A 22,213-nucleotide genomic window follows, 5' to 3' on the forward strand; every position below is an offset into this window, starting at 1 on the left:
CGGGGCCCAGTTCGCGAGACGGGTCCCGGCTCTGCGGAGCGTTACTTCGTGCCGCACCGCGTCCGGGACAGGGAGAAACCCCTAATCAGCCCAGTTTCCGGCCGATATCGAGGAATTTCTGCCGGCGCTGCTTGCGGATGGCGTCCCCATCCAGGCCCTTCAGCTCGTCGAAGGCCTTGGCGATGGCGTCCCCGGTGGTGGCGATCATGGCGGCGGGGTCGCGGTGGGCGCCGCCGACCGGCTCCTTCAAAATGCTGTCGATCACCCCGAAGCGGAGCATGTCCTGGGCGGTGATCTTCATGTTGTTGGCGGCTTCCTGCGCCTTGGTGCCGTCGCGCCAGAGGATCGAGGACGCCGCCTCCGGCGAGATCACGCTGTAGATCGCGTGCTCCAGCATCAGCACCTTGTTGGCGGTGGTGATGGCGATGGCGCCGCCCGACATGCCCTCGCCGGTGATGATCGCAACGTTCGGCACGGTCAACGCCATGCAGGCATCGGTCGAGCGCGCGATCGCCTCGGCTTGTCCCCGCTCCTCGGCGCCGATGCCGGGATAGGCGCCGGCGGAATCCGCGAGCGACAGCACCGGCAGGCCGAACCGCTCGGCCATCTCCATCAGCCGCACGCATTTGCGATAGCCCTCGGGCCGCGCCATGCCGAAATTGTGCTTGATGCGGCTCTCGGTGGAATCGCCCTTTTCCTGGCCCATCACGCAGATGGCCTCGCCGCGGAAGCGGCCGAAGCCGGCGACCAGCGCCTCGTCCTCGCCGAACTTGCGGTCGCCGGCGAGCGGGGTGAAATCGGTGATCAGGCCCTTGATGAAGTCGTTGAAATGCGGCCGCTGCGGATGCCGCGCCACCAGCGTCTTCTGCCACGGCGTCAGGTTGTTATAGAGGTCGGCCAGCGCCTGTGCCGCCTTGTCCTCGATCCGCCCGATCTCGTCGGAGATGTCGGTGCCGGAGGCGGCGAGCGCGCGCAATTCGTCGACCTTGGAGTCGAGCTCGGCGACGGGCTTTTCGAAGTCGAGATAGCTGCGCATCTGGTCTTGCATCAACTCAATATAGGGGGACGGGGCGAGAGAGCGAAGCGAGGTCGGGGTCTCGGAAAGAAGTGTAGCTTCTTCAACGGGTTGGCTTGTGGACCTGGGGCCATCAGCCAAATCAGTCATGAGGGCCCCGGCTCTTTCTGCGGAGATGTGGCCGAAGTCAAGGCGGTTTCGGTTGTCGTCCCGGCCGAGCTCTCGTGTCCCGGACGCGCAGCAGCGCCTCTTTAGCGCTCCTGCGCAGAGCCGGGACCCAGCAAGCGGTGGGCCCCGGCTCTGCAGCGCATCACTACGTGCCGCGCTGCGTCCGGGGCACGAGACCTTCCTATTTCTCCGCCAGCGGGTGCAGGTCGCGCACCAGGCTCTTCAGCCGCTCCTCGACCACATGGGTGTAGATCTGGGTCGTGGAGATGTCGGTGTGGCCGAGCAGGGTCTGCACGATGCGCAGATCGGCACCATTGTGCAGGAGGTGGCTGGCAAAGGCGTGGCGCAGCACGTGCGGTGAGACCAGCCGGGCCTGCAGGCCCGAGGCGACTGCGAGCTCCTTGAGGTCGCGGGCAAAATGCTGCCGCGTCAGATGTCCGCTCTCGCCGAACGAGGGGAACAGCCATTTCGAGGCGGCGAGGCTGTCTTTCTTCTTCTCGGTCCTCGAAGCTTCCGTCGCCGCGAGATAATCCGCCATCGCCTGGCGCGAGGCCTCGTTGAGCGGCACAAGGCGCTCCTTGTTGCCCTTGCCGCGCACCACGATCATGCGCGCATCGCGCTTGGCCGCCGAGCGCGGCAGCGCCACCAGCTCGGAGACGCGCAGGCCCGTGGCGTAGAGCACCTCGAGCAGGCAATAGAGCCTGAGAGAGCGCAGCCGCTTCGACGGCGAGGCATCCTCCGCCTCGCTCAATTCCTTGGCGCGGCGGAGCATGCGGTCGACATCTGATATCGACAGCACCTTCGGCAGGCCGCGGCCGCGCTTGGGTCCGGACAGGATCGCGGCGGGATCCTCGGCTCGGATGCGCTCGTTCAGCAGGAAGCGATAGAGATGCCGCATCGCCGACAGCCGCCGCGCCACGCTGGTGGATTTGAAGCCGCGGCTGTCGAGATCGGCGAGATAGTCGCGCAGCGTCTGCGTCTCCGCGTCCGCGAAGCTGTGGCCGCCGCGGCCCAGGAATTCCGAGAAATCGGTGAGGTCGCGGCGATAGGCGTCGAGCGTGTTGGGTCCAGCGCCCTGTTCCGCCGCGAGCATGTCGAGGAACAGGCCGGTGAGCTTGGCGTCTGAGGGCTTACTGCGCATGCCCTGGAAGCTAGCTCCTATTTCTTGAGAAATCTGTCAGGCGGAATCGTCACCGTCATTTCCCGCGATTTGGGACTGACGAAATTGGCCAGGGCGAAGACCACGCCATAGACGATGCCGGCGATCACGGCGACGACCGTCAGGAAGCGGAACAGGCTGGGCATCGTTGCAGGGTCTCGGCTGAAGGGACTTTTCCGGTCAGGCACTTTTGGGTCAAGCGCTTCTCGGTCAGGTCCTTGGCGGGCAAATTAACCAATGAAATCATCCAACATGTTCGCCGTTTCGTGGCAAGAGCCCTCTGGCGAGGGCCCCCTCGGGGTCGTATAGGTGGCCTCAGCCTGCCGCCTTTTGGCGGCAAATCGAGAGAGATCCGATCGAGCGAGACATGTCCGACGCCGCGTTGCCGATACCCGCTTCGCCCGAGGCCGACATCCTGTCGGCGCTCGGCGCGCGCGCGATCGTGCTCGTCGGTATGATGGGAGTAGGCAAGTCCACCATCGGCCGTCGCATGGCCGCCCGGCTCAAGCTGCCCTTCGTCGATGCCGACACCGAGATCGAGACCTCCGCCCAGATGAGCATTCCGGAGATCTTCGAGCGCCACGGCGAGCCGTATTTCCGCGACGGCGAGGCGCGGGTGATCGCGCGGCTGCTCGACAGCGGGCCGGTGGTGCTGGCGACCGGCGGCGGTGCCTTCATGCGCGAGGAGACCCGCGCGCGCATCGCCGCGAAAGCCGTGTCGATCTGGCTTCGGGCGGACCACGACGTCATCATGCGCCGCGTCCGCCGCCGCGCCGACCGCCCGCTGCTCCAGACCGTCGATCCCGAGGGGACCGTCAGACGTCTCCTCACCGAGCGCGAGCCGGTCTATGGCCATGCCGACCTCACCATCGCCTCGCGCGACGTGCCGCACGACAGGATCGTCGAGGAATGCATCGCGGCGCTGCATGCCCATCTCTGCGGCAGCGAGACCGCCCCACCACCTGCCGACGTTGCGAGTGCGTTAAGATGACTGCGCCGTTGAAACCCTCCGATCCCGTCACCGTCGAGGTCGCGCTCGAGAATCGCGCCTATGACATCGTCATCGGCCGCGGCGTGCTGGCCTCGCTCGGCGAACGCGTCGCAGCGTTACGGCCGGGCGTGCGCACCGCCATCGTGACCGACCGGACTGTGGCGAAGCACTGGCTCGAGCCGGCCGAGGCCTCGCTCGCAGCAGCCGGCATCCCGACCTCGCGCGTCGTGGTCGAGGAAGGCGAGATCTCCAAGACCTATGCCGGCCTGGAAAAGGTCAGCGAGGCCCTGATCGCCGCCAAGGTCGAGCGCAACGATCTCGTCATCGCGCTCGGCGGCGGCGTGGTCGGCGATCTCGCCGGCTTTGCGGCGGCGATCCTGCGCCGCGGCGTCGATTTCGTGCAGGTGCCGACCTCGCTGCTGGCGCAGGTCGATTCCAGCGTCGGCGGCAAGACCGGCATCAACTCGCCGCAGGGCAAGAATCTGCTCGGCGCCTTCCACCAGCCGGTGCTCGTCATCGCCGACACCGCCGTGCTCGACACGCTGTCGCCGCGCCAGTTCCGCGCCGGCTATGCCGAGGTTGCCAAATACGGCGTGCTCGGCGACGAGGCCTTCTTCACCTGGCTGGAGAAGAACCATGCGGACATCTCAAGGGGCGGCTCGGCGCGCGAGCACGCGGTCGCGACCTCCTGCCGCGCCAAGGCCGGCGTGGTCTCGCGCGACGAGCGCGAGACCGGCGAGCGCGCGCTGCTCAATCTCGGCCACACCTTCGGTCACGCGCTGGAGGCCGCGACCGGTTTCTCCGACCGGCTGTTCCACGGCGAAGGCGTTGCGATCGGCATGACGCTGGCGGCACAGTTCTCGGCGAAGCTCGGCATGATCAGCGCCGCCGATGCGGCCCGCGTCGAACGGCACCTGATCGAAGCAGGCCTGCCGACGCGTCTGCAGGACATCGCGGGCTTCGCGCAGGAGGGGCTCAGCGACGCCGACGCCTTGATGGCGCTGATGGCGCAGGACAAGAAGGTCCAGCGCGGCAAGCTCACCTTCATCCTGCTGGAAGCCGTCGGGCGTGCGGTGATCGCAAAGGACGTCGATCCGGCCCCGGTGCGCGACTTCCTCAAGGAAAAGCTCGCGCAGAAGGCGTGACTTCGCAAAATTCGAGTGGTGCATGGACTGGCTCGGCTTCACCATCGTCGTTCTCTGCCTCCTGGTCTCGGCGTTCTTCGCCGCGAGCGAGACAGCGCTGACCGGCGCCTCGCGCGCCAGCATGCTGCGCCTCTCGAAGCAGGGTAACCGCGACGCCGATGTCGTCTCGGATCTGCTGGACATGCGCGAGCGCCTGATCGGGGCGCTGCTGCTCGGCAACAACATCGCCAATATCGGCTCCTCGGCGATCGCGACCGCCATCTTCACGGCCTGGTTCGGCGATGTCGGCGTGCTCTATGCGACCGGCGTGATGACAGCGCTGGTCGTGATCTTCGCCGAGGTGTTGCCCAAGACCATCGCGATCAATGCGCCCGATCGCGTCGCGCTCGCGGTCGCGCGCCCGATGCGGCTGACCATGTACGTGCTGGGGCCGCTGCTGCGCATCGTCGAGGTCATCGTGCGCCTGTTGATGCGGCTGTTCGGTCTCGCCGGCGAGCACCAGGCGATCCTGTCGCCGACCGAGCGCCTGCGCGGCGCGGTCGACCTCTTGCATCACGAGGGCAAGGTCGAGAAGCAGGACCGCGACATGCTCGGCGGCCTGCTGGATTTGCGCGAGCTCCAGGTCTCCGACGTCATGATCCATCGCACCGAGATGATGATGATCAATGCCGACATGCCTCCGGACGATCTGGTGCGCGAGGTGCTGGCGACCGAATACACCCGCATCCCGCTGTGGCGCGAGAAGCCGGAAAACATCATCGGCGTGCTCCACGCCAAGGATCTCTTGCGCGCGATCCGCGCTTCGGACGGCGACACGTCCCGCATCGACGTCTCCACCATCGCGCTGCCGCCCTGGTTCGTGCCGGAGATGCGGCCGCTTGCCGAGCAGCTCAAGGCCTTCCGCCGCCGCAAAACCCATTTCGCGCTGGTCGTCGACGAGTATGGCGAAGTCGAAGGCCTGGTGACGCTGGAAGACATTCTGGAGGAGATCGTCGGCGACATCTCCGACGAGCACGATGTCGTGGTCGCCGGCGTGCGCGCCCAGCCTGACGGTTCGGTCGTGGTCGACGGCTCGGTGCCGATCCGCGACCTCAACCGCGCCATGGACTGGCATCTGCCCGATGAAGAGGCAACCACGGTCGCCGGCCTCGTCATTCACGAGGCGCGCTCGATCCCCGATCGCGGCCAGAGCTTCACCTTCCACGGCTTCCGCTTCCGCGTCCTGCGCCGCGAACGCAACCGCATCACCGCGCTCCGTATTTCACCGGTGCCGCGCGAGGCGGAGGTGGACGAACCCAAGCCGAGACGGGCGGGGACGTCGTTTTAGACCCTCGGTGTCATCGCCCGCGCAGGCGGGCGATCCAGTAATCGCCGGCGCCTCGGTTCAATCGCAACTGCCGCTGCGTACTGGATGCCCCGCCTTCGCGGGGCATGACAGCGGAGTTTTACGTTCCAGCTTCCCCCGGCGCCTTGGCCTGGATCGCCAGCGCGTGCACGCGGTCGGCGAGTTCCGCGGCCAAGGCCGCATTTATCATGCGGTGGCGGTCGACCCGGCTCTTCCCTTTGAAGGCATCAGACACGATATAAACGCGGAAGTGCGTCTCTCCGCCCGGCCGATGGCCGGCATGGCCCTCATGCAAATGTGACTCGTCGACGACTTGCAGGCTTTCCGGCGTGAAAGCTTCCTGCAACTTGTTGCTGATAGTGTCGCGCATAGCCATGTTGTGCCATTCGGGTGCAGGGATCAGGCCCCGTTAATTGCCGGGTTTGCGGCGAATTGCAATGTCAAGACTTGAAGGTTTTTGCATTGCGTAGTCAAAGTCAGCCATGCCGATCGATTCATCAAAGTTCTTCGACTCCATCCGCGTGAAGCCGCGGGGCAAGCAGCCGGAAGTGAAGCCGCGCGATACCGCGGTCGGCTGCGAGTGGGCCGGATGCCAGAACAAGGGCGCGCACCGCGCGCCCAAGGGCCGCGATAACCAGCGCGAGTATTGGCACTTCTGCCTCGACCACGTGCGCGAGTACAACCAGAACTACAATTTCTTCTCCGGCATGAATGCCGACGCCGTCGCGCGCTACCAGAAGGACGCGCTGACCGGCCACCGCCCGACCTGGAAGATGGGCGCCAATGGCGGCAAGAAGGGCGCGGAAGCCGAGATCGACATGGCATCCGATCCGCTCAACATGTTTGCCGAGATCAACGGGCGCACCGGCTGGCGCAAGGGTCCCGAGGCCGAGCCCAAGGCCGAGACGCGCAAGATCATGAACGCCGAGCGCAAGGCGCTGCAGGTCATGGGCCTCGGCCCCAGCGCCACGCTCGCCGACGTCAAGTCCAAGTACAAGGCGCTGGTCAAGCAGCACCACCCCGACGCCAATGGCGGCGACCGCTCGACCGAGGATCGCCTGATCGAGATCATCAAGGCGTATAATTATCTGAAGACGGTGGTGCGGGAGGCGTAAGAGTCTCTCTCACCTTTTCTTCCCTTCTCCCCCCTGTGGGAGAAGGTGGCGCGAAGCGCCGGATGAGGGGTTGCGTCAGCGAACTCATCGCAAACGATTTGCACGCGGATAGAGACCCCTCACCCATCTCGCCGTTGCGCGGCGAGCCACCCTCTCCCACAAGGGGAGAGGGGAAGAACGCGCATCACTCCGGCATCGCCCCGACATATGACGAACTCGGCCTGATCAACCGTCCGGTCCGCTGCTGCTCGCGCGCGTGGGCGGTCCAGCCCGCGCTGCGTGCCACCGCGAAGATCGGCGTGAAGGCCTGGCGCGGGATCGCCAGCGCATCGAGCAGGATCGCGGTGAAGAACTCGACGTTCGTCTCCAGCGGCCGTTCCGGATTCTTCTTGCGCAAGGCGGCGCGAATATACGCCTCGACCTCGCCGGCAAACGGCAGATCGGTGCCGTTCGATGCCAATGCCTCGACCGCGGTCTTGAGCACGTCGGCGCGCGGATCGCGCACGCGATAGACGCGGTGACCAAAACCCATCATGCGCTCGCCGCGGGCCAACGCCGCATCCACCCACGGCTGGATGCGCTCGCGCGTGCCGATCGCATCGAGCATTTCCAGCACCGGCTCGGGCGCGCCGCCATGCAGCGGGCCCGTGAGCGCGCAATAGCCCGCGGTGACAGCGGCGAACAGATCGGCCTGCGTCGAGGCCACCACGCGCGCGGTGAAGGTCGAGGCATTCATGCCGTGGTCGCTGGCGGTGACGAGATAGGCATCGAGCGCGGTGACCTCGCGCGGCGCCGGCGCGCGCCCGTGCAGCATGCGCAGCGTATCGGTCGCATGGCTGACATCGGGATCGGGGGCGACCGGCTCCAGCCCCTTGGCGCGCCGGACCAATGCGCCGGCGATCACAGGAAACGCGCCGACGATCGTCGCTTCGTGCTCGAGCCCGGGCTCGGCGCGAAGGCCTGCGACCGCCGCGCGAAACCCGTCGATGACGCCCATGCCGCGCGTCGCCGGCAGCAGGTCCGGCAGGCGCGCGAAGGCGCGCTCGCGCGCGATGCCGAGGTGTGAGCGCACATTGGCTTCGGTGAGGACGGTCTTGCTGGCGCCGTTCCAGAGCCGGGCGGTGACGCCCTCGAAGCTCGAGATCGCGGCGAGGCGTCCGACATGCTCGCCGGCGATGATCAGCTCGCCGCGCTCGCCGTCGACATGGCTCAGCACCGTCTCGGCCGCGGGAACGCCGTCCAGCCCGATCTGGCTCTTGGTGAGGTGGATATTCATGGCCCAATCTCCCTTGTTGCACTGCACGGGTGGAAAGGTCGGGCCTCTCGACAGATTGATCAATCTTGATTACATAAATCAATATGAATAATTCCGAGGGTCTCTACCTCTCTGCCCGGGAAGCCGCCGCCGAGCTCGCGATCTCGCCGGCCACCCTCTATGCCTATGTCAGCCGTGGTTTGATCCGCTCCGAGCCGACGCCGGATTCGCGGAAGAACCGCTACCGGGCCGAGGACGTCCGGGCGCTGAAGGAGCGCCGCGTGCCATCGCCGGAGCCGCGCGGCTTGCGCAGCTTCGATGCCGACCTGCCCGTGATGGACACGGAGATCTCGACCATCACCGAGGAGGGCGCGATCTATCGCGGCGTCAATTGCGTCGATCTCGCCGAGAACGACACGCTGGAGCACACCGCGACGCTGCTCTGGGACGTCTCCGACGTCGATCCCTTTGATCCGGACAATCAGCCGACGCTCTCCGACGAGATGCGCGCGATCGCAGAGGCCGCGCGCCGCGCCGCGCCGATCGACCGCGCCATCGCGGTGCTTGCACTGGCGGCGAGCGTCGATCCCCGGGCGTTCACGCGCGCGCCCGACGGCCGCGCCATGGTCGGCGGACGCATCGTCCGCCTGCTGGTCGCGACCATGCTCAATGCCGAACCCTCGGCCGAGCCGCTGCATCGGCAGATCGCAAACGCCTGGGCATCGGACAACAAGCACGCGCCAGATCTGATCCGCCGCGCGCTCGTCCTGCTGGCCGACCACGAGCTGAACGCCTCGACCTTCACCGCCCGCTGCGCGGCCTCGACCGGCCTGAACCTCTACGACGCCGTGATCGCAGGTCTTGCCTCGTTGAAGGGACCGAAGCACGGCGGCGCCAGCGTTCTGGCCTCGCAACTCGTGAAGACGTTGATCGATCGCGATGTCGCGCCTGTTGTGCGCGAGCGCGTCGCGCTCGGCGAGCGTTTTGCCGGCTTCGGCCATGGCGTCTACAAGCGCGGCGATCCCCGTGCGCAGTCGCTGCTGAACGCGCTCTTACGCGCCGGCGCGCCGCGAAAATTCACGCGCGAGGTGCCGGAGCGGATCGCGGAAGCCACCGGCGAGTTCGTCAACATCGATTATGCGCTCGCCGTGCTCGTGCACGCGCTGCGCCTGCCCGCAGGCAGCGAGCTCGCGCTGTTCGCGATGGCCCGCAGCGTCGGCTGGATCGCCCATGCCAGCGAGCAGTTGCAGTTCGGGAAACTGATCAGGCCGAGGGCGAGATATGTGGGTCCGGCGCCGGGGAAAAGGGTGGGGGCGGCTGGTTAGGCCCCTGTGAGCGCGGCATTCTCCACCGTCGTCCCTGCGAACGCAGGGACCCATACCGCGTGATCCATCGATTGCAGGCGGTGAGAGTCCCGCGGCAAGACTTCTTCACGACGAATCTTCGCCAAACTGCTCCCTGTGGTAATGGGTCCCTGCGTTCGCAGGGACGACAGCGGTGGGTGAGGCGCCGCTTACGCTCGCGGCTTCGCCTCTGCGACCGCACCATTCCGCCGGCGATAGAGCCACACCGCGAGGCCTCCGGCGACCGCAACGCCCACCACGGTCAGCATCCAGATGTGCTTGCCGACATGGCCGTGATGATGCAGTCCGGCATATTCGTGCAGTGCCGACACCGCCAGCACGCCCGGCAGCACATGGGCCGGCGCCCAGACCAGGATCGCCGGGATGTTCACCGCGTAGAACTTCGCGGGCGGCATGGCGAGCGCTCCGGCCGTGACCGGCACGAAGGCGCGGATCGGCGGGACGAAACGGGCGAAGAACACGGCCCAGGTGCCGAAGCGGTGGAAGAAGCTCTCGCTCTCGGCGACCACGCGCGGATAATTGGTCAGCGGCCATGTGTCGAGGATCTTGCGCTGCTGCCGGTGCCCGATCCAGTAGGCCGAGCCGTCGCCCAGCACGGCGCCGAGCGCGGCGGCGAGCAGCACCCATGGCAGCTTCAGCTCGCCGCCCGGAACCAGCGCGCTCAGCGCCAGGATGATGGTCGAGCCGGGGATCACCGACCCCACCACCGGGACCGCTTCGAGCAGCGCCGCCAGGAACAGGGTCAGATAGGCCAGCCACGGATGGGCGGAAACGAAGGATATGAGGGGATCGAGAAAGGACGTCACGTCGTCTCTGGCGGGCTGGAGCATTGGGCTTGCGACCCTACATAAGTAACGTCGTGCGGCCAAAGTGCCATTTGCGGAGCAGCACCCGCGATCAGCCCGAATTTGGGCGTGATTCGCAAGGCAGCCCTCCAAAAACTGCGTTCCTTGCCTATCTAAATGAAAAGACAACGGAACTTTGATTGAGGGGCGGGCTTCTGCCGGCCACTTGTCTCTGATAGGTTGATTTTCAGCACCCAGCCGCAGCCAACGTGCGAATAACCGGTTTCGGGACCGCCCGGGACCTCGGAGGATTGATGACGACCGCCGCCATGTCCAAAGTTGAGGAAGTTTCCGGTCTGCCCGACATGAAGGTGTCGGTGCGCCAGGTGTTCGGGATCGACACCGATCTCGAAGTGCCGGCCTATTCCGAAGTCGATCCTCATGTGCCCGAAGTCGATTCCGACTACCGCTTCGACCGTGCCACCACGCTTGCCATTCTCGCCGGCTTCGCCCGCAACCGCCGCGTGATGGTGACCGGCTATCACGGCACCGGCAAATCCACCCATATCGAGCAGGTCGCCGCCCGCCTGAACTGGCCTTGCGTGCGCGTCAACCTCGACAGCCACATCAGCCGTATCGACCTCGTCGGCAAGGACTCGATCGTGGTCCGCGACGGCAAGCAGGTCACCGAGTTCCGTGACGGCATCCTGCCCTGGGCGCTGCAGCACAACATCGCGCTGGTGTTCGACGAATACGACGCCGGCCGCCCCGACGTGATGTTCGTGATCCAGCGCGTGCTGGAGCTCTCCGGCCGCCTGACGCTGCTCGACCAGAACAAGGTGATCAAGCCGCACCCGGCGTTCCGCCTGTTCTCGACCGCCAACACGGTCGGCCTCGGCGATACGTCCGGCCTCTATCACGGCACCCAGCAGATCAACCAGGGCCAGATGGACCGCTGGTCGATCGTCACGACGCTGAACTATCTCAGCCATGACGAGGAAGTCGAGATCGTGCTGGCCAAGGCCAAGCACTATCGCACGCAGGAAGGCCGCGACATCGTCAACAAGATGGTGCGCCTTGCCGACCTCACCCGCAACGCCTTCGCCAACGGCGATCTGTCGACGGTGATGAGCCCGCGCACGGTGATCACCTGGGCTGAGAACGCTGACATCTTCGGCGATATCGGCTTCGCCTTCCGCGTCACCTTCCTCAACAAGTGCGACGAGCTCGAGCGTCCCCTGGTCGCCGAGTTCTACCAGCGCTGCTTCAACGCCGAGCTGCCGGAATCGGCGGTCAACGTGGCGCTGTCCTGATCTCGCGCATGATGTCGTCCCGGCGAACGCCGGGACCCATACCGCGTGATGTCTCGATTGAAGCGACGCTGATAGTTTCCTGACCCAACGACGGCCGGTGGCTATGGGTCCTCGTTTCCGCGGGGACGACATTGAGATCGAGATGAGCACATCATCATCCAACTCCAAATTCCGTAACACCAAGGAAGCCCCGACCGAGCCGTTCAAGCGCTCGGTCGCCTCCTGCCTGAAGGCGATCGCGAAATCGCCGGAGCTCGACGTCTCCTTCGCCGCCGAGCGCCCGGGCCTCGCTCCCGGCAAGGCGCGGCTGCCCGAGCCCGCGCGAAAAATGACCAAGCGCGATGCGGCGATCGTGCGTGGCCACGCGGACTCGATCGCGCTCAAGATCGCCTGTCACGACGCCAAGCTGCATCGCAAGCTGATGCCCGGCAATCCGCAGGCGCGCGGCGTGTTCGAGGCGGTGGAGCAGGCGCGGGTCGAGGCGATCGGCGCGCGCCGCATGGCGGGCGTTGCCAAGAACCTCACCGCGATGCTCGACGACCATTTCCATCGCGGCAAGTTCGACGAGATCACCGACCGCGCCGATGCGCCGCTGGCGGATGCGCTGGCGATGCTGGTGCGCGAGCGCCTGACCGGCATGGCGCCGCCCACGGCCGCGAAGAAGATGGTCGATCTCTGGCGTCCGATCCTCGAAGACAAGATCGGCAAGCGGCTCGACCGGCTCGACGGCTTCGTCGAGGACCAGACCAAGTTCGGCGATGCCGTGCATGACCTGCTGACGGCGCTCGATATCGGCGACGAGCGCAACGCCGACAGCGAAGACAATGACGAGAACGACGAGAACCAGGACGGCGACAACGACCAGTCCGGCGCCGAAGGCTCGCCCGATTCCGATGCCGCGCAGGAGATGAGCGCCGACCAGGCGCAGGCGAGCTCGGAAGAGATGAGCGAGAGCGCGATGGAAAGCGCGCAGGCCTCGACCTCCGACACCTTCGACGACGGCGAGCTCGGCGACGACGAGACGCCGGGCGAGGCGACGCGTCCGAATTCGCACGGCAAGAACGAGCCGCGCGGGCCGGAATACCACGCCTTCGCGCCGAAATTCGACGAGGTCATCGCCGCCGAAGACCTCTGCGACCATGACGAGCTGGAGCGCCTGCGCGCCTATCTCGACAAGCAGCTCGCGCATCTGCAGGGCATCGTCGCCCGTCTCGCCAACCGGCTGCAGCGCAAGCTGATGGCGCAGCAGAACCGCGCCTGGGAGTTCGATCTCGAAGAGGGCATTCTCGACCCCGCGCGCCTGTCGCGCGTCGTCACCGATCCCTATCACCCGCTGTCCTTCATGCACGAGAAAGAGGCGACGTTCCGCGACACCGTGGTGACGCTGCTGCTCGACAATTCCGGCTCGATGCGCGGACGTCCCATCACGGTCGCTGCGACCTGCGCCGACATTCTCGCCCGCACGCTGGAGCGTTGCGGCGTCAAGGTCGAGATTTTGGGATTCACGACCCGTGCCTGGAAGGGCGGGCAGTCGCGTGAGGCGTGGCTTGCCGCCGGCAAGCCGGCCAATCCCGGCCGTCTCAACGATCTCCGCCACATCATCTACAAGTCGGCGGACGCCCCGTGGCGCCGTGCGCGGAAAAACCTTGGCCTGATGATGCGCGAGGGGCTCCTGAAGGAGAACATCGACGGCGAGGCGCTGGACTGGGCGCATAAGCGCCTGCTCGGCCGGCCCGAGCAGCGCAAGATCCTGATGATGATCTCGGACGGTGCGCCGGTCGACGATTCCACGCTGTCGGTCAATCCCGGCAATTATCTCGAGCGGCACCTGCGCCACATCATCGAGGAGATCGAGACCCGCTCGCCGGTCGAGCTGATCGCGATTGGCATCGGTCATGACGTGACGCGCTATTATCGCCGCGCGGTGACGATCGTTGATGCGGAAGAACTCGGCGGCGCCATTACCGAGAAGCTCGCCGAGCTCTTCAGCGAGACCAACACCGCGCCCACTCAGCCGGCCGGTCGCCCGCGACGCAAATTGCATTCGTGAGCACGCATTCATCCCGCCGCAGCTTCCTTCGGCTTGCGGCGGCGGGATTTTCCACTGTCGCAACCTCTCGCCTCGCGCTGGCGCAAGCAACAGCTGAGCCGCCGCCGCGCGCGCTGCAGAACGAGCACGCCGTCTCCGAGCCCGTCGTCGTCGAGGTCAACGCGCGCCCCATTCCCAGTTTCGAGCCGCGCGACCGCGCGCGCACGCGCTTCGGCTCGCTGGAATATCGCAGCGGCCTGGTGCTGACCTCGCGCTATCGCGGTTTCGGCGGCCTGTCCGGCATCCGGCTCGACGCCAAGGGTGAACGCTTCCTCGCGGTCTCCGACCAGGGCGGCTGGTTCACGGGGATCATTCGCTATGCCGGCGGCAAGATGGTCGGCCTCGACGACGTCGAGGCGGCGCCGCTGCTAGGGGCGGAGGGACGGCCGATCACGGAAAAGCGGATGTGGTGGGATTCGGAATCGATCGCGCGCGACGGCAATTTCGTCTATGTCGGCCTCGAACGCGTCAACCAGATCCTGCGCTACGATTTTTCCAAGGGCGGCACGCGCGCCCGCGGCGAGGTGGTGCCGGTGCCGCCAGGCATACGCAAGCTGCCGTATAACAAGGGGCTGGAGGCGCTGGTCGTCGTGCCCAAGGGGCAACCGCTCGCCGGCACGCTGATCGCCTTCTCCGAGCGCGGGCTAGATGCCGACGGCAACCTCACCGCCTTCCTGATCGGCGGCCCGTCGCCCGGCCAGTTCAGCGTGCGCCGCACCGAGAAATACGACATCAGCGACGCCGTGCTGCTGCCGAGCGGCGAGCTCCTGATCCTCGAACGCAAATTCTCCTGGTTCACCGGCGTCAACATCCGCATCCGATCGTTACAGCTGAAATCGATCGCACCGGGCGCGCTGGTCGACGGCCCCGCGCTGTTCGCCGCCGATCTCGGCCACGAGGTCGACAACATGGAAGGCATCGACGCCCACGTCACCGCAGAGGGCGAGACCGTGCTGACGCTGATCTCCGACGACAATTTCTCGATGCTCCAGCGCACGCTGCTGCTGCAGTTCACGCTGGTGGAGTAATTCTCCGCCGTCGTCCCCGCGTACGCGGGGACCCATACCGCGCGATTTATCGATTGAGGCGGTCGAAGTACCGAACGACCAGTCGTCGCCAAACTACTCCCTGTGGTTATGGGTCCCTGCGTGCGCAGGGACGACAGCGGAGGTCGCGGCTGACAGCGGAGATTTCCTCCAACACCGCAGTTTGAACGCACCCGCATCGGCCTGCGACACATCGTCATGCACCTCCGCCGCGCTCTCGTTGCCGCACTCCTCCTCGCGCTCGCCGCGGCCTCACCCGCGCGCGCCACCGCCGAGCATACCTACGAGACGGGCGAGTACGGCATCGTCGCGGGCGGGTGGGCGCCGAACAAGCGGTTGGCCATCGCCGTTCATGGCGAAGGCGAGGGCGCGCATGACAAATTCCACGCTTATCTGATGGCGGAGCCGAGCCATCGCCGGCTCGACGTCCTCGACAACATCAGCCACGCCAACAATCTCGACACGGCGTCCGACGCCTATTACGCGGCCTGGTCGCCGGACTCGCGCTATGTCGCGGTCTCCTTCCGCACCGAGCGTCACATCATGACGCTGAACGTCTATGCCATCGAGGGCAACAGCGCGCGACTGATCGAGACGCCGGACCTGTTCCGCAAGGCGGCGGGCCGCACAGTCGTGGTCAAGACCGACGGCGACATGCGCACCTATTTCCCTGTGGTGACGTGGCGCGGACCGCGCCGCTACGATCTCAACGACTACCGCCTGTTCGTCGAGGACGACCAGGCGCTGGCCGAAACACTCGGCGATCTCGGCAGCGTGAGCAGGCGCGACGACGGCCGCTACACCATCGAATTCGCCGCCCGCGCCACCATCACGCTCGGGCGGAAGCATCGCATCCGCATCGGCCGGCTGAAGCGCGGCGATTTCTGGCAGTAGCGGGCCGATCCGCGATTCCATGACGCGGCCAATGCATGGCCGCGCGGGCGGCCATGCTGCCTGCGCAACTGGCAATCTGCCATCCGCCCATTACACTCCATGCAATTGCTTCCATCCCTTCCTCCTTCCGGAACTCCCCCGCATGAGCGCCCTGTTTTCCCCGATCAAGCTGCGCGGCCTGACCTTGAAGAACCGCGTCGTGGTGTCGCCGATGTGCCAATATTCGGCCGACGACGGCGTCGCCAATGACTGGCACTTCACCCACATCAACAATCTCAGCCTGTCGGGCGCGGCGATGTTCTGCATTGAGGCGACCCATGTCGAGGCGATCGGCCGCATCACGCCGGGCTGCCTTGGGCTCTACAGCGATGCCGCCGAGGCCGCGCTGAAGCAGGTCCTCACCTCGGTGCGCAAGCATTCCACCACCGCGATCGCGATGCAGCTCGCCCATGCCGGCCGCAAAGCCAGTAGCGCGCGGCCCTGGGACGGCGGCCAGCTCATTCCCCAAAGCGAGGGCGGCTGGCAGACGGTGGCGCCGTCGGCGGTGCCGCACAAGGAGGGCGAGGCCGCGCCGCTGGCGCTGGATGAAGCGGGCCTCAGGCGCATCCGCGATGCCTTCGTCGACAGCGCCAAGCGCGCCGAGCGCATCGGCATCGACGCCATCGAGCTGCACGGCGCGCATGGCTATCTCATGCATCAATTTCTGTCGCCGATCTCCAACAAGCGCACCGACGAATATGGCGGCTCGCTCGAGAACCGCATGCGCTTTCCGCTCGAGATCTACGACGCCGTGCGCGCGGTCTTCCCGCACGACAAGCCGATCGGCATGCGCGTCTCCTCCACCGACTGGGTCGAGGGCGGCTGGGATCTCGCGCAGACCATTGAATTTTCCAACGCGCTGAAGGCGCGCGGCGTCGACTGGATCGATGCCTCTTCCGGCGGCGTCTCGCCGCTGCAGAAGATCCCGCTCGGCCCCGGCTATCAGGTGCAGTTCGCAGACAGCATCAAGCGCGCGACGGGATTGCCCACCATGGCCGTCGGCCTGATCACGGAGCCGAAGCAGGCGGAGGACATCGTCGCATCCGGGAAGGCCGACATGGTCGCGCTCGCCCGCGGCATGCTCTACGACCCGCGCTGGGCCTGGCACGCCGCCGCCGAGCTCGGCGGCGAGGTGGAAGCTCCCCCGCAGTTTTGGCGCTCGCAGCCCTCGACGCAGAAGGCGCTGTTCGGCAAGACCAGCTTTGGTGCGAGGTAGGGCGCGCGGGGCGTGTGTGTGGCGCGAGGAAGGCGCCACACACTCGTCATTGCGAGCGCAGCGAAGCAGTCCAGAAATCCCTCCGCAGAGGCAGCCTGGATTGCTTCGCTACGCTCGCAATGACGCTGAGGATACAGGTGCGCAACCCACCCACCACTGTCGTCCCTGCGGACGCAGGGACCCATACCGCGTGATCTCTCGATGATCCGCGGTGCTCGTAGACAACTTAACTACGAGCCTTCGCCAAACTGCTCCCTGTGGTTATGGGTCCCTGCTTTCGCAGGGACGACGGCGGAATTTGCGGCGCGCCTTTCGCGTCTCTCACACAACCGCGCCCCACACCCCCTCACGCATCCGTAAATCTCCTCACCTTCCACCTCCCCCAAAACTGGCCTAACCTTGCGCTCACCCAACTCCGTCAGGAGGCGCGCCATGCGGTTTCGTGTTCGCAAAACGGCTCATGTGTTCGAGCGTGTCGGACTGGCGATGGCTGGCGCGGCGTGCGGCCTGTTCGTCGGGGCCTATGTCGGCTCGGCGATCCCAGCGCTGACCACGCAGGGCTTTCTGCTGCTGATGATGGTGCTGGGCTTCGTCGGCTTCTATCTCGGCATCGATACGCCGCAATTGCCGTTCGACGAGGCGCATAGCGAGATCGACGCGGCGGAATTCCTCAGCGCTGCCGGCACGCTCTGCGCCACGCTCACCGCGCTCGCCTCCGTCGCCGTCATCGTGCTCCGCCTCGAGCCGCATATGGCCTGGACCTCGCTCGCTCTGCTCGGCTGGATCGCCGGCGTCGCCATGCAGATCGTCGGCGGCGCGAAAGCGCGGATGCGGAAGTAGGTTATTTCCTTCTCCCCTTGTGGGAGAAGGTGGCGCGAAGCGCCGGATGAGGGGTAGGCATCAGCGAGTCCGGTCGCAAGAGATCAGCCTGCGGAGGCAACCCCTCACCCGTCTCGCCGCCATGCGGCGAGCCACCCTCTCCCACAAGGGGGAGAGGGTAAGAAGACCGCGCCCTCTAAAACACCACGCCGACGCGCGTGCCGCGCTTCCAGGCGATGCGGCAGCGCTTCTTGGTGTTGACGTGCAGCAGCTCGAAGCGGTCGGGGATGTTCACCTGCCCGCCGAGATCGACGCAGGCCCCGCCGGGCGAATAGTCGATCAGCGTGCAGTTGATGACCGGCGCGCGCGGGTCGGTGATGATCTTGGCCTGGCGCGACACCAGGCCCGAAGGTTTCACGCGGGCGTATCGTCGCGGATGGTTCGGCACGTCTCCTCCAACTCCGCTGTCTCGCGGGGATCGTGCCCGATGATGAAAGACAGATGATGCGATCCGGCTAAGGCGCGCGGGAGAATTTTAATGAAAAGTAGCGGCGAAGCGAGAAAGCGAAGGTAGCGGGGTGGGGTGACGCCACAAACGCCGCTGTCGTCATTGCGAGGAGCGCAGCGACGAAGCAATCCAGAGCTCCCTCCGCGGCGGCAGTCTGGATTGCTTCGCTGCGCTCGCAATGACGTGGTGAGAGCGGTGTCCGCCCCACATCACCCCGCCGCCTCCTCCCCCACCGCCTCCACCCCCGGCGGCACCGGCATCGGCACGGTCTCGTACACCTTCGGCATGTTCACCGGCCGGTAGTCCGGCTCCACCGCCATCCGCTTCAGCGCGCTCTCGTGCACATTGGCGCCTTCGGGGATCAGGCGCGGCTCGCAGTCGGGGATGTAGAAGCCGAGAAACACCTTCCGCTCCGGCCACTCCCGGTACTTCGCGCTCTTCGGAATGAACTCCAGCAGCCGCCAGGCGAACGTCATGGAATTGTGCAGCATCCCCGTTTTGCCGGTATAGGCCGGCGCGACATACTGGAACGGCGAGTTCTTGCGCTGGATGCCCCAGGCGAGTTGCTTGATGGTCGCCTGGTTGAAGTTCAGCCCCGCCTTCTCCGCCTCCGTGATCATCCAGATCAGCGGATATTTGGAATCGCCGCTTTCGGCTTCCGGATAGCCGCCGCCGACGTCGCTGTGCACGCCGGCGAACCACACCTGCCAGATGTCCTGCGGCACCTTCTTCTCGTCGGGCACGTAGCGGTTGCTCCAGAACTCCTGCGGCTGTTCGTACTTCTTGAGGCGGAACATGCAGCGCCGCTCGTCGATCGCCATCGCCTGCCGGAAAATCTTGACGCTGGGGTTGCGCAGCGTGAAGGCGAGCTCTTCCAGGCTCGGCCAGAACAGCCGGTCGGGGCGCGGCACGATCACGCTCGCCACCGTGTCCCACACGCCGACGAAGTGGATGGTCGGCCAGCGCGTCGAGGTGATGCGCGCGAATTGCGCGGCGAGGTCGAACTGGTCCTTCGGCAGCGGCCCCTGCTCGTCGAAGGCGACGTCGCTCAGGTCCTCGACGTCGTTGCCGCGCCCGGTGCCGGAATATTGCTTGTAGGCGACGAGGCCCGACCCTGCGAGGTTCGCCTGCTCCGGCCTGATCAGGCCGACCTTGTGGATCAGCCCCGCCAGCACGCGCACGGTGTAGGCCCCGCGCGAGAAGCCGAACAGGTAGATCTTGTCGCCCGGCGCGTAATTCTCGACCAGGAAGCAATAGGCCGAGAGCACGTTGTCATCGAGCCCGTAGCCGGTGGCGAGCCCCAGCACCAGGTTGATGTTGGCCTTCAGCCGGTGCCACGTCGTCGGCTGCGTCACCGTGCCGACTCCGGGATCGTAAAACACCATCTGCCGCGGCTGCGTCCGGTCCGTCTTGCGCAGGCAGCGATAGAGCTTCAGGACGTTGGAGATGTTCTCCGAAATCTCGTTGCCGGTGCCGTCGCAGCAGATGACGAGGTTTTTCGAGTCGGGTTTGGCCGCGGTGGTGTGGACCTGCTCCACGGGATGCGCCTCCAGGTGATGCTACCGGGGCGAGTATAGCGGAAAAGCGCGACGGAGAGGAGATGCAACGGGTGTCGCCCTCTCCCCTTGTTGTGGGAGAGGGTGGATCGCCGCAAAGCGGCGAGACGGGTGAGGGGTCTCTCTCCGCGCGGGCATCTCTCGCGTCAGAACTTTCGGAGACAACCCCTCATCCGGCGCTTCGCGCCACCTTCTCCCACAAGAAGGGGAGAAGGGAAGGCGGTGCTCGCTTCTCGCCCTACTTCTTCTTCTGGCCGATCTCCGGCTGCCACGCATCCTTGCGGCTCGGCGCGGCCGCGATCGTCTTGGCCTTGTCCTTCTTCGGCTTCTTGGTTTCGCGATTGCTGCGTTGCTGTCCCTTGGCCATGATGTCCGTCTCCTGTGAGTGGCTGAGTTCATCCGGTGCGGCCGAGCCGCGCAACGTCGCCCTCGATCCTCGGGCGATGCGCGATCATGCAGGAACCCTACGCCTGCGGCAGGCCGATAGCGAGGGCTAACGCATCGCGGCCTGCTTGCGGCATCAGCGCCGGCTGTGTGGCGACGAATGTGCTGGCTATCGTCCTGCAACCGGCGCATGCTTCGCGTCGCAGCGCCGGTTCGGGTCAACTTGCCAAAAGCAGGCGCATGACCATCCGCGGGCGGCACGACACCCCCCAGGCAGCCGTTTCACGTCGGCCCGGTCGATCTCGCCGACGCCCCAACGCATCGAGGCAAGCACCATTCATGACTGACGTCCCCGTCGATCTCGACAAGCATCGCGGCATGGCCGCGCAGAAGGCGACCGATCTGCGCCGCGCGCTGGCCGAAGTCGAGAGCAATGTCAGGCAGCTGCGCGAGCGCGAGGCCGATCTCGAGCACCGCCTGATGACGGTGCCCTCCGCCTCCTGGTCCGAAGCCGCGGTGAAGGCGCGCTATCTGCTCAACCTCTATGCCGCCAGCCTGCCCACCGAGGACACGCGCCACCGCGCGCTGGTGTCCGCGCTGTTCGACGATTTCGCCCGGCTGGAGGAGAGCTGAGGCGACCACGGCCGCCCGCGCCGCCTCACGCGCGCAAGACGCGGACGCGATGCGGGCGGCCGGCCTCGCCCGCGGCCTGCCGTGCTGAAGCCTTGCTGAAGCTCTGGCGAAGGCGGCCTGCCGCGCCGTAGCGTCAGCGAAGGCGGGGGGAGAGAAGAAGACGGAAGCGAACCAACCGCGCACAGGAGCGAGCCTCATGAGCCTCACCAGCGGCCGCTACATCGGCCTCGAATACGACCGCATGATCGTGCTGTTCTCGATGCAGGACGGCTCGCGCGAGATCGGCTGCGCGATCTCGACCTCGGCGATGGACGATCTCGAACGCGGCCCGAAGGTCGCGCCCGAATACCGCGAAGCCCAGTTCGCCCGCCTGCGCGACCGCATCGAAGCCTGCGCCGCCAGCAAATACCGCGCCTGCGAATTCGAAGGCAAGCCGCCGGGCATCGTACTGCGCAGCATCGATTTTCGCGGGTAGAGCAAGCGCTACGGGGCAAGAAGGGATGAGCCCCGATCGTAGCACCGACGAAGCTGCGCTCCCTCTCCCGCTCGCGGGAGAGGGTGTCTCCGCAATGGGACCCGAAGAGGAGGAAGCCCTCTCGCAGCGCCGCTTTTAGGCGGCAGCGAACGTCTCAAGCTCGGGCCAAGTCCGTGGAGCCTTACCAGCGAATTGATATCGGCCTTCTTCGCGCCGCCGGCTCCGTCACCGTGTCGCCCCGATATCGCAGGACACCATCTGCCGCGGCTGCGTCCGGTCCGTCTTGCGCAGGCAGCGATAGAGCTTCAGGACGTTGGAGCTGTTCTCCGAAATCTCGTTGCCGGTGCCGTCACAGCAGATGACGAGGTTCTTGGGGGAGGGGTTGTGGTCGGGGTCGCGCGCGTGATCTATGGGATGCGCCTCGGAGTTATGCTGCCGGGGCGAGTATAGCGGAAGAGCCCCCGAACCGTAACGTTTTATGGTCAATCATCGGTTTCGCTTACGAGAAGCAACTGGACCCCTAAGGCCCAGAGCTCAAGGCCAAGCGCAGCGCCAACGGCATCCTCGGGACTTCTCGCGCCACTTTTCAGGCGATCGAGGCGCTCGCTTCTTTGCGTTCGGCGGCGCTCATCGGGCGTGAGCACTGCGGCGTCTCGCGAAACAAATATAGGTGGCAGGCGAGGTCGCCTTATCTCCGATCGATTCTCGAAGCCTTCATAAATATGCCAAAGCACATCACCTAAGTTCCCCTCCTCGCGTCCTATTTGTTCGCGAATCTTACTCCCGATTGAACTAGGGCGAACCTCTTCAATTTCAGACGGTTCGGAGCAAAGTAAGCATCCGGTGAGGACCGCGTAGCGGTCACTCAGGCAGCCTGATTTGCTTGCTTGTCCCGGTCG

At 66.0% G+C, this 22,213-nt stretch carries 23 protein-coding genes and 1 pseudogene; 13 read left to right on the forward strand and 11 right to left on the reverse strand.

Annotated features, from left to right (window positions below):
- Positions 1-85: 85 nt before the first annotated feature.
- From QRQ56_RS16105 to QRQ56_RS16115, 3 genes are all read right to left on the reverse strand, one after another.
- A complete protein-coding gene (locus QRQ56_RS16105; RefSeq protein WP_438741416.1) occupies positions 86-1,048 on the reverse strand; it encodes an acetyl-CoA carboxylase carboxyltransferase subunit alpha in 963 nt (320 codons plus the stop codon).
- Positions 1,049-1,364: 316 nt separating this feature from the next.
- On the reverse strand, positions 1,365-2,324 hold the full coding sequence (xerD, locus tag QRQ56_RS16110) for a site-specific tyrosine recombinase XerD (RefSeq protein WP_438741417.1): 960 nt from the start codon (positions 2,322-2,324) through the stop codon (positions 1,365-1,367).
- 17 nt (positions 2,325-2,341) lie between these two features.
- The gene (locus QRQ56_RS16115; protein WP_438741418.1) at positions 2,342-2,488 is read right to left on the reverse strand and encodes a histidine kinase; all 147 of its coding nucleotides are present in this window, start codon (positions 2,486-2,488) and stop codon (positions 2,342-2,344) included.
- A gap of 221 nt (positions 2,489-2,709) precedes the next feature.
- On the opposite strand from QRQ56_RS16115, the gene QRQ56_RS16120 reads away from it, so the two are divergent.
- Genes QRQ56_RS16120 through QRQ56_RS16130 form a run of 3 tightly spaced genes read left to right on the forward strand, consistent with a single transcriptional unit; the run spans position 2,710 to position 5,805 of the window.
- Entirely contained in the window at positions 2,710-3,333 is a 624-nt protein-coding gene (locus tag QRQ56_RS16120) for a shikimate kinase (RefSeq protein ID WP_438741419.1), read from the forward strand.
- The gene (aroB, locus tag QRQ56_RS16125; RefSeq protein ID WP_438741421.1) at positions 3,330-4,478 is read left to right on the forward strand and encodes a 3-dehydroquinate synthase; all 1,149 of its coding nucleotides are present in this window, start codon (positions 3,330-3,332) and stop codon (positions 4,476-4,478) included. The genes QRQ56_RS16120 and aroB overlap by 4 nt, the downstream gene beginning before the upstream one ends.
- A gap of 22 nt (positions 4,479-4,500) precedes the next feature.
- Positions 4,501-5,805: an HlyC/CorC family transporter gene (locus QRQ56_RS16130; protein WP_438741422.1), complete on the forward strand. Its 1,305-nt coding sequence runs from the start codon at positions 4,501-4,503 to the stop codon at positions 5,803-5,805.
- A gap of 118 nt (positions 5,806-5,923) precedes the next feature.
- Here QRQ56_RS16130 and QRQ56_RS16135 read toward each other — a convergent pair whose 3' ends face one another.
- A complete protein-coding gene (locus QRQ56_RS16135; RefSeq protein ID WP_438741424.1) occupies positions 5,924-6,199 on the reverse strand; it encodes a BolA family protein in 276 nt (91 codons plus the stop codon).
- Positions 6,200-6,305: 106 nt separating this feature from the next.
- Here QRQ56_RS16135 and QRQ56_RS16140 point away from each other — a divergent pair, with 106 nt between their 5' ends.
- Positions 6,306-6,938, forward strand: coding sequence for a J domain-containing protein (locus QRQ56_RS16140; RefSeq protein ID WP_438741425.1), 633 nt, complete (start codon positions 6,306-6,308; stop codon positions 6,936-6,938).
- 184 nt (positions 6,939-7,122) lie between these two features.
- Here the strand turns inward: QRQ56_RS16140 and QRQ56_RS16145 are convergent, their stop codons facing one another.
- Positions 7,123-8,214, reverse strand: a complete 1,092-nt coding sequence (locus tag QRQ56_RS16145; protein WP_438741426.1) for a citrate synthase/methylcitrate synthase — start codon at positions 8,212-8,214, stop codon at positions 7,123-7,125.
- 83 nt (positions 8,215-8,297) lie between these two features.
- Here QRQ56_RS16145 and QRQ56_RS16150 point away from each other — a divergent pair, with 83 nt between their 5' ends.
- The gene (locus QRQ56_RS16150; protein ID WP_438741427.1) at positions 8,298-9,518 is read left to right on the forward strand and encodes a citrate/2-methylcitrate synthase; all 1,221 of its coding nucleotides are present in this window, start codon (positions 8,298-8,300) and stop codon (positions 9,516-9,518) included.
- A gap of 188 nt (positions 9,519-9,706) precedes the next feature.
- Here the strand turns inward: QRQ56_RS16150 and QRQ56_RS16155 are convergent, their stop codons facing one another.
- Complete coding sequence (locus QRQ56_RS16155) at positions 9,707-10,363, reverse strand: DedA family protein (RefSeq protein ID WP_438741428.1); 657 nt, start codon at positions 10,361-10,363, stop codon at positions 9,707-9,709.
- 293 nt (positions 10,364-10,656) lie between these two features.
- On the opposite strand from QRQ56_RS16155, the gene cobS reads away from it, so the two are divergent.
- The 6 genes from cobS (at position 10,657) to QRQ56_RS16185 (ending at position 17,779) form a co-directional block, all read left to right on the forward strand.
- On the forward strand, positions 10,657-11,655 hold the full coding sequence (gene cobS / locus QRQ56_RS16160) for a cobaltochelatase subunit CobS (protein ID WP_438741429.1): 999 nt from the start codon (positions 10,657-10,659) through the stop codon (positions 11,653-11,655).
- Positions 11,656-11,797: 142 nt separating this feature from the next.
- Positions 11,798-13,705 carry a cobaltochelatase subunit CobT gene (cobT, locus tag QRQ56_RS16165; protein ID WP_438741430.1) on the forward strand — a complete coding sequence of 636 codons (1,908 nt, stop codon included), beginning with the start codon at positions 11,798-11,800 and terminating at the stop codon, positions 13,703-13,705.
- A complete protein-coding gene (locus tag QRQ56_RS16170; protein ID WP_438741432.1) occupies positions 13,702-14,772 on the forward strand; it encodes an esterase-like activity of phytase family protein in 1,071 nt (356 codons plus the stop codon). Before cobT ends, QRQ56_RS16170 begins: the two co-directional genes overlap by 4 nt.
- Before the next feature lie 216 nt (positions 14,773-14,988).
- Positions 14,989-15,684 (forward strand): hypothetical protein, encoded by a 696-nt coding sequence (locus QRQ56_RS16175; RefSeq protein WP_438741434.1) that lies wholly within the window; start codon positions 14,989-14,991, stop codon positions 15,682-15,684.
- A 142-nt stretch (positions 15,685-15,826) separates the two neighbouring features.
- A complete protein-coding gene (locus QRQ56_RS16180; RefSeq protein ID WP_438741435.1) occupies positions 15,827-16,939 on the forward strand; it encodes an NADH:flavin oxidoreductase/NADH oxidase in 1,113 nt (370 codons plus the stop codon).
- A gap of 432 nt (positions 16,940-17,371) precedes the next feature.
- Positions 17,372-17,779 carry a hypothetical protein gene (locus QRQ56_RS16185; protein ID WP_438741437.1) on the forward strand — a complete coding sequence of 136 codons (408 nt, stop codon included), beginning with the start codon at positions 17,372-17,374 and terminating at the stop codon, positions 17,777-17,779.
- A gap of 175 nt (positions 17,780-17,954) precedes the next feature.
- Here the strand turns inward: QRQ56_RS16185 and QRQ56_RS16190 are convergent, their stop codons facing one another.
- The 3 genes from QRQ56_RS16190 to QRQ56_RS16200 all read right to left on the reverse strand — a co-directional run bounded on the left by QRQ56_RS16190 (position 17,955) and on the right by QRQ56_RS16200 (position 20,189).
- On the reverse strand, positions 17,955-18,206 hold the full coding sequence (locus tag QRQ56_RS16190) for a PilZ domain-containing protein (RefSeq protein WP_438741438.1): 252 nt from the start codon (positions 18,204-18,206) through the stop codon (positions 17,955-17,957).
- A gap of 269 nt (positions 18,207-18,475) precedes the next feature.
- Complete coding sequence (locus tag QRQ56_RS16195; RefSeq protein ID WP_438741441.1) at positions 18,476-19,804, reverse strand: DUF2235 domain-containing protein; 1,329 nt, start codon at positions 19,802-19,804, stop codon at positions 18,476-18,478.
- Positions 19,805-20,060: 256 nt separating this feature from the next.
- The gene (locus QRQ56_RS16200; RefSeq protein ID WP_438741442.1) at positions 20,061-20,189 is read right to left on the reverse strand and encodes a hypothetical protein; all 129 of its coding nucleotides are present in this window, start codon (positions 20,187-20,189) and stop codon (positions 20,061-20,063) included.
- A 356-nt stretch (positions 20,190-20,545) separates the two neighbouring features.
- Here QRQ56_RS16200 and QRQ56_RS16205 point away from each other — a divergent pair, with 356 nt between their 5' ends.
- Positions 20,546-20,839, forward strand: coding sequence for a hypothetical protein (locus QRQ56_RS16205; RefSeq protein ID WP_438741443.1), 294 nt, complete (start codon positions 20,546-20,548; stop codon positions 20,837-20,839).
- A gap of 196 nt (positions 20,840-21,035) precedes the next feature.
- A complete protein-coding gene (locus QRQ56_RS16210; RefSeq protein ID WP_438741445.1) occupies positions 21,036-21,314 on the forward strand; it encodes a DUF1488 family protein in 279 nt (92 codons plus the stop codon).
- Between the two features lie 237 nt (positions 21,315-21,551).
- On the opposite strand, the pseudogene QRQ56_RS16215 reads toward QRQ56_RS16210, so the two are convergent.
- Together QRQ56_RS16215 and QRQ56_RS16220 are read right to left on the reverse strand one after the other, a co-directional pair.
- Positions 21,552-21,725: pseudogene (locus QRQ56_RS16215) on the reverse strand (phospholipase effector Tle1 domain-containing protein); the annotation flags it as partial.
- Between the two features lie 71 nt (positions 21,726-21,796).
- Positions 21,797-22,213 (reverse strand): hypothetical protein (locus tag QRQ56_RS16220; RefSeq protein WP_438741446.1); only part of this gene is annotated, 417 nt, incomplete at its 5' end.

It is taken from the genome of Bradyrhizobium sp. U531 (assembly GCF_051710265.1).
GTDB lineage: Bacteria > Pseudomonadota > Alphaproteobacteria > Rhizobiales > Xanthobacteraceae > Bradyrhizobium.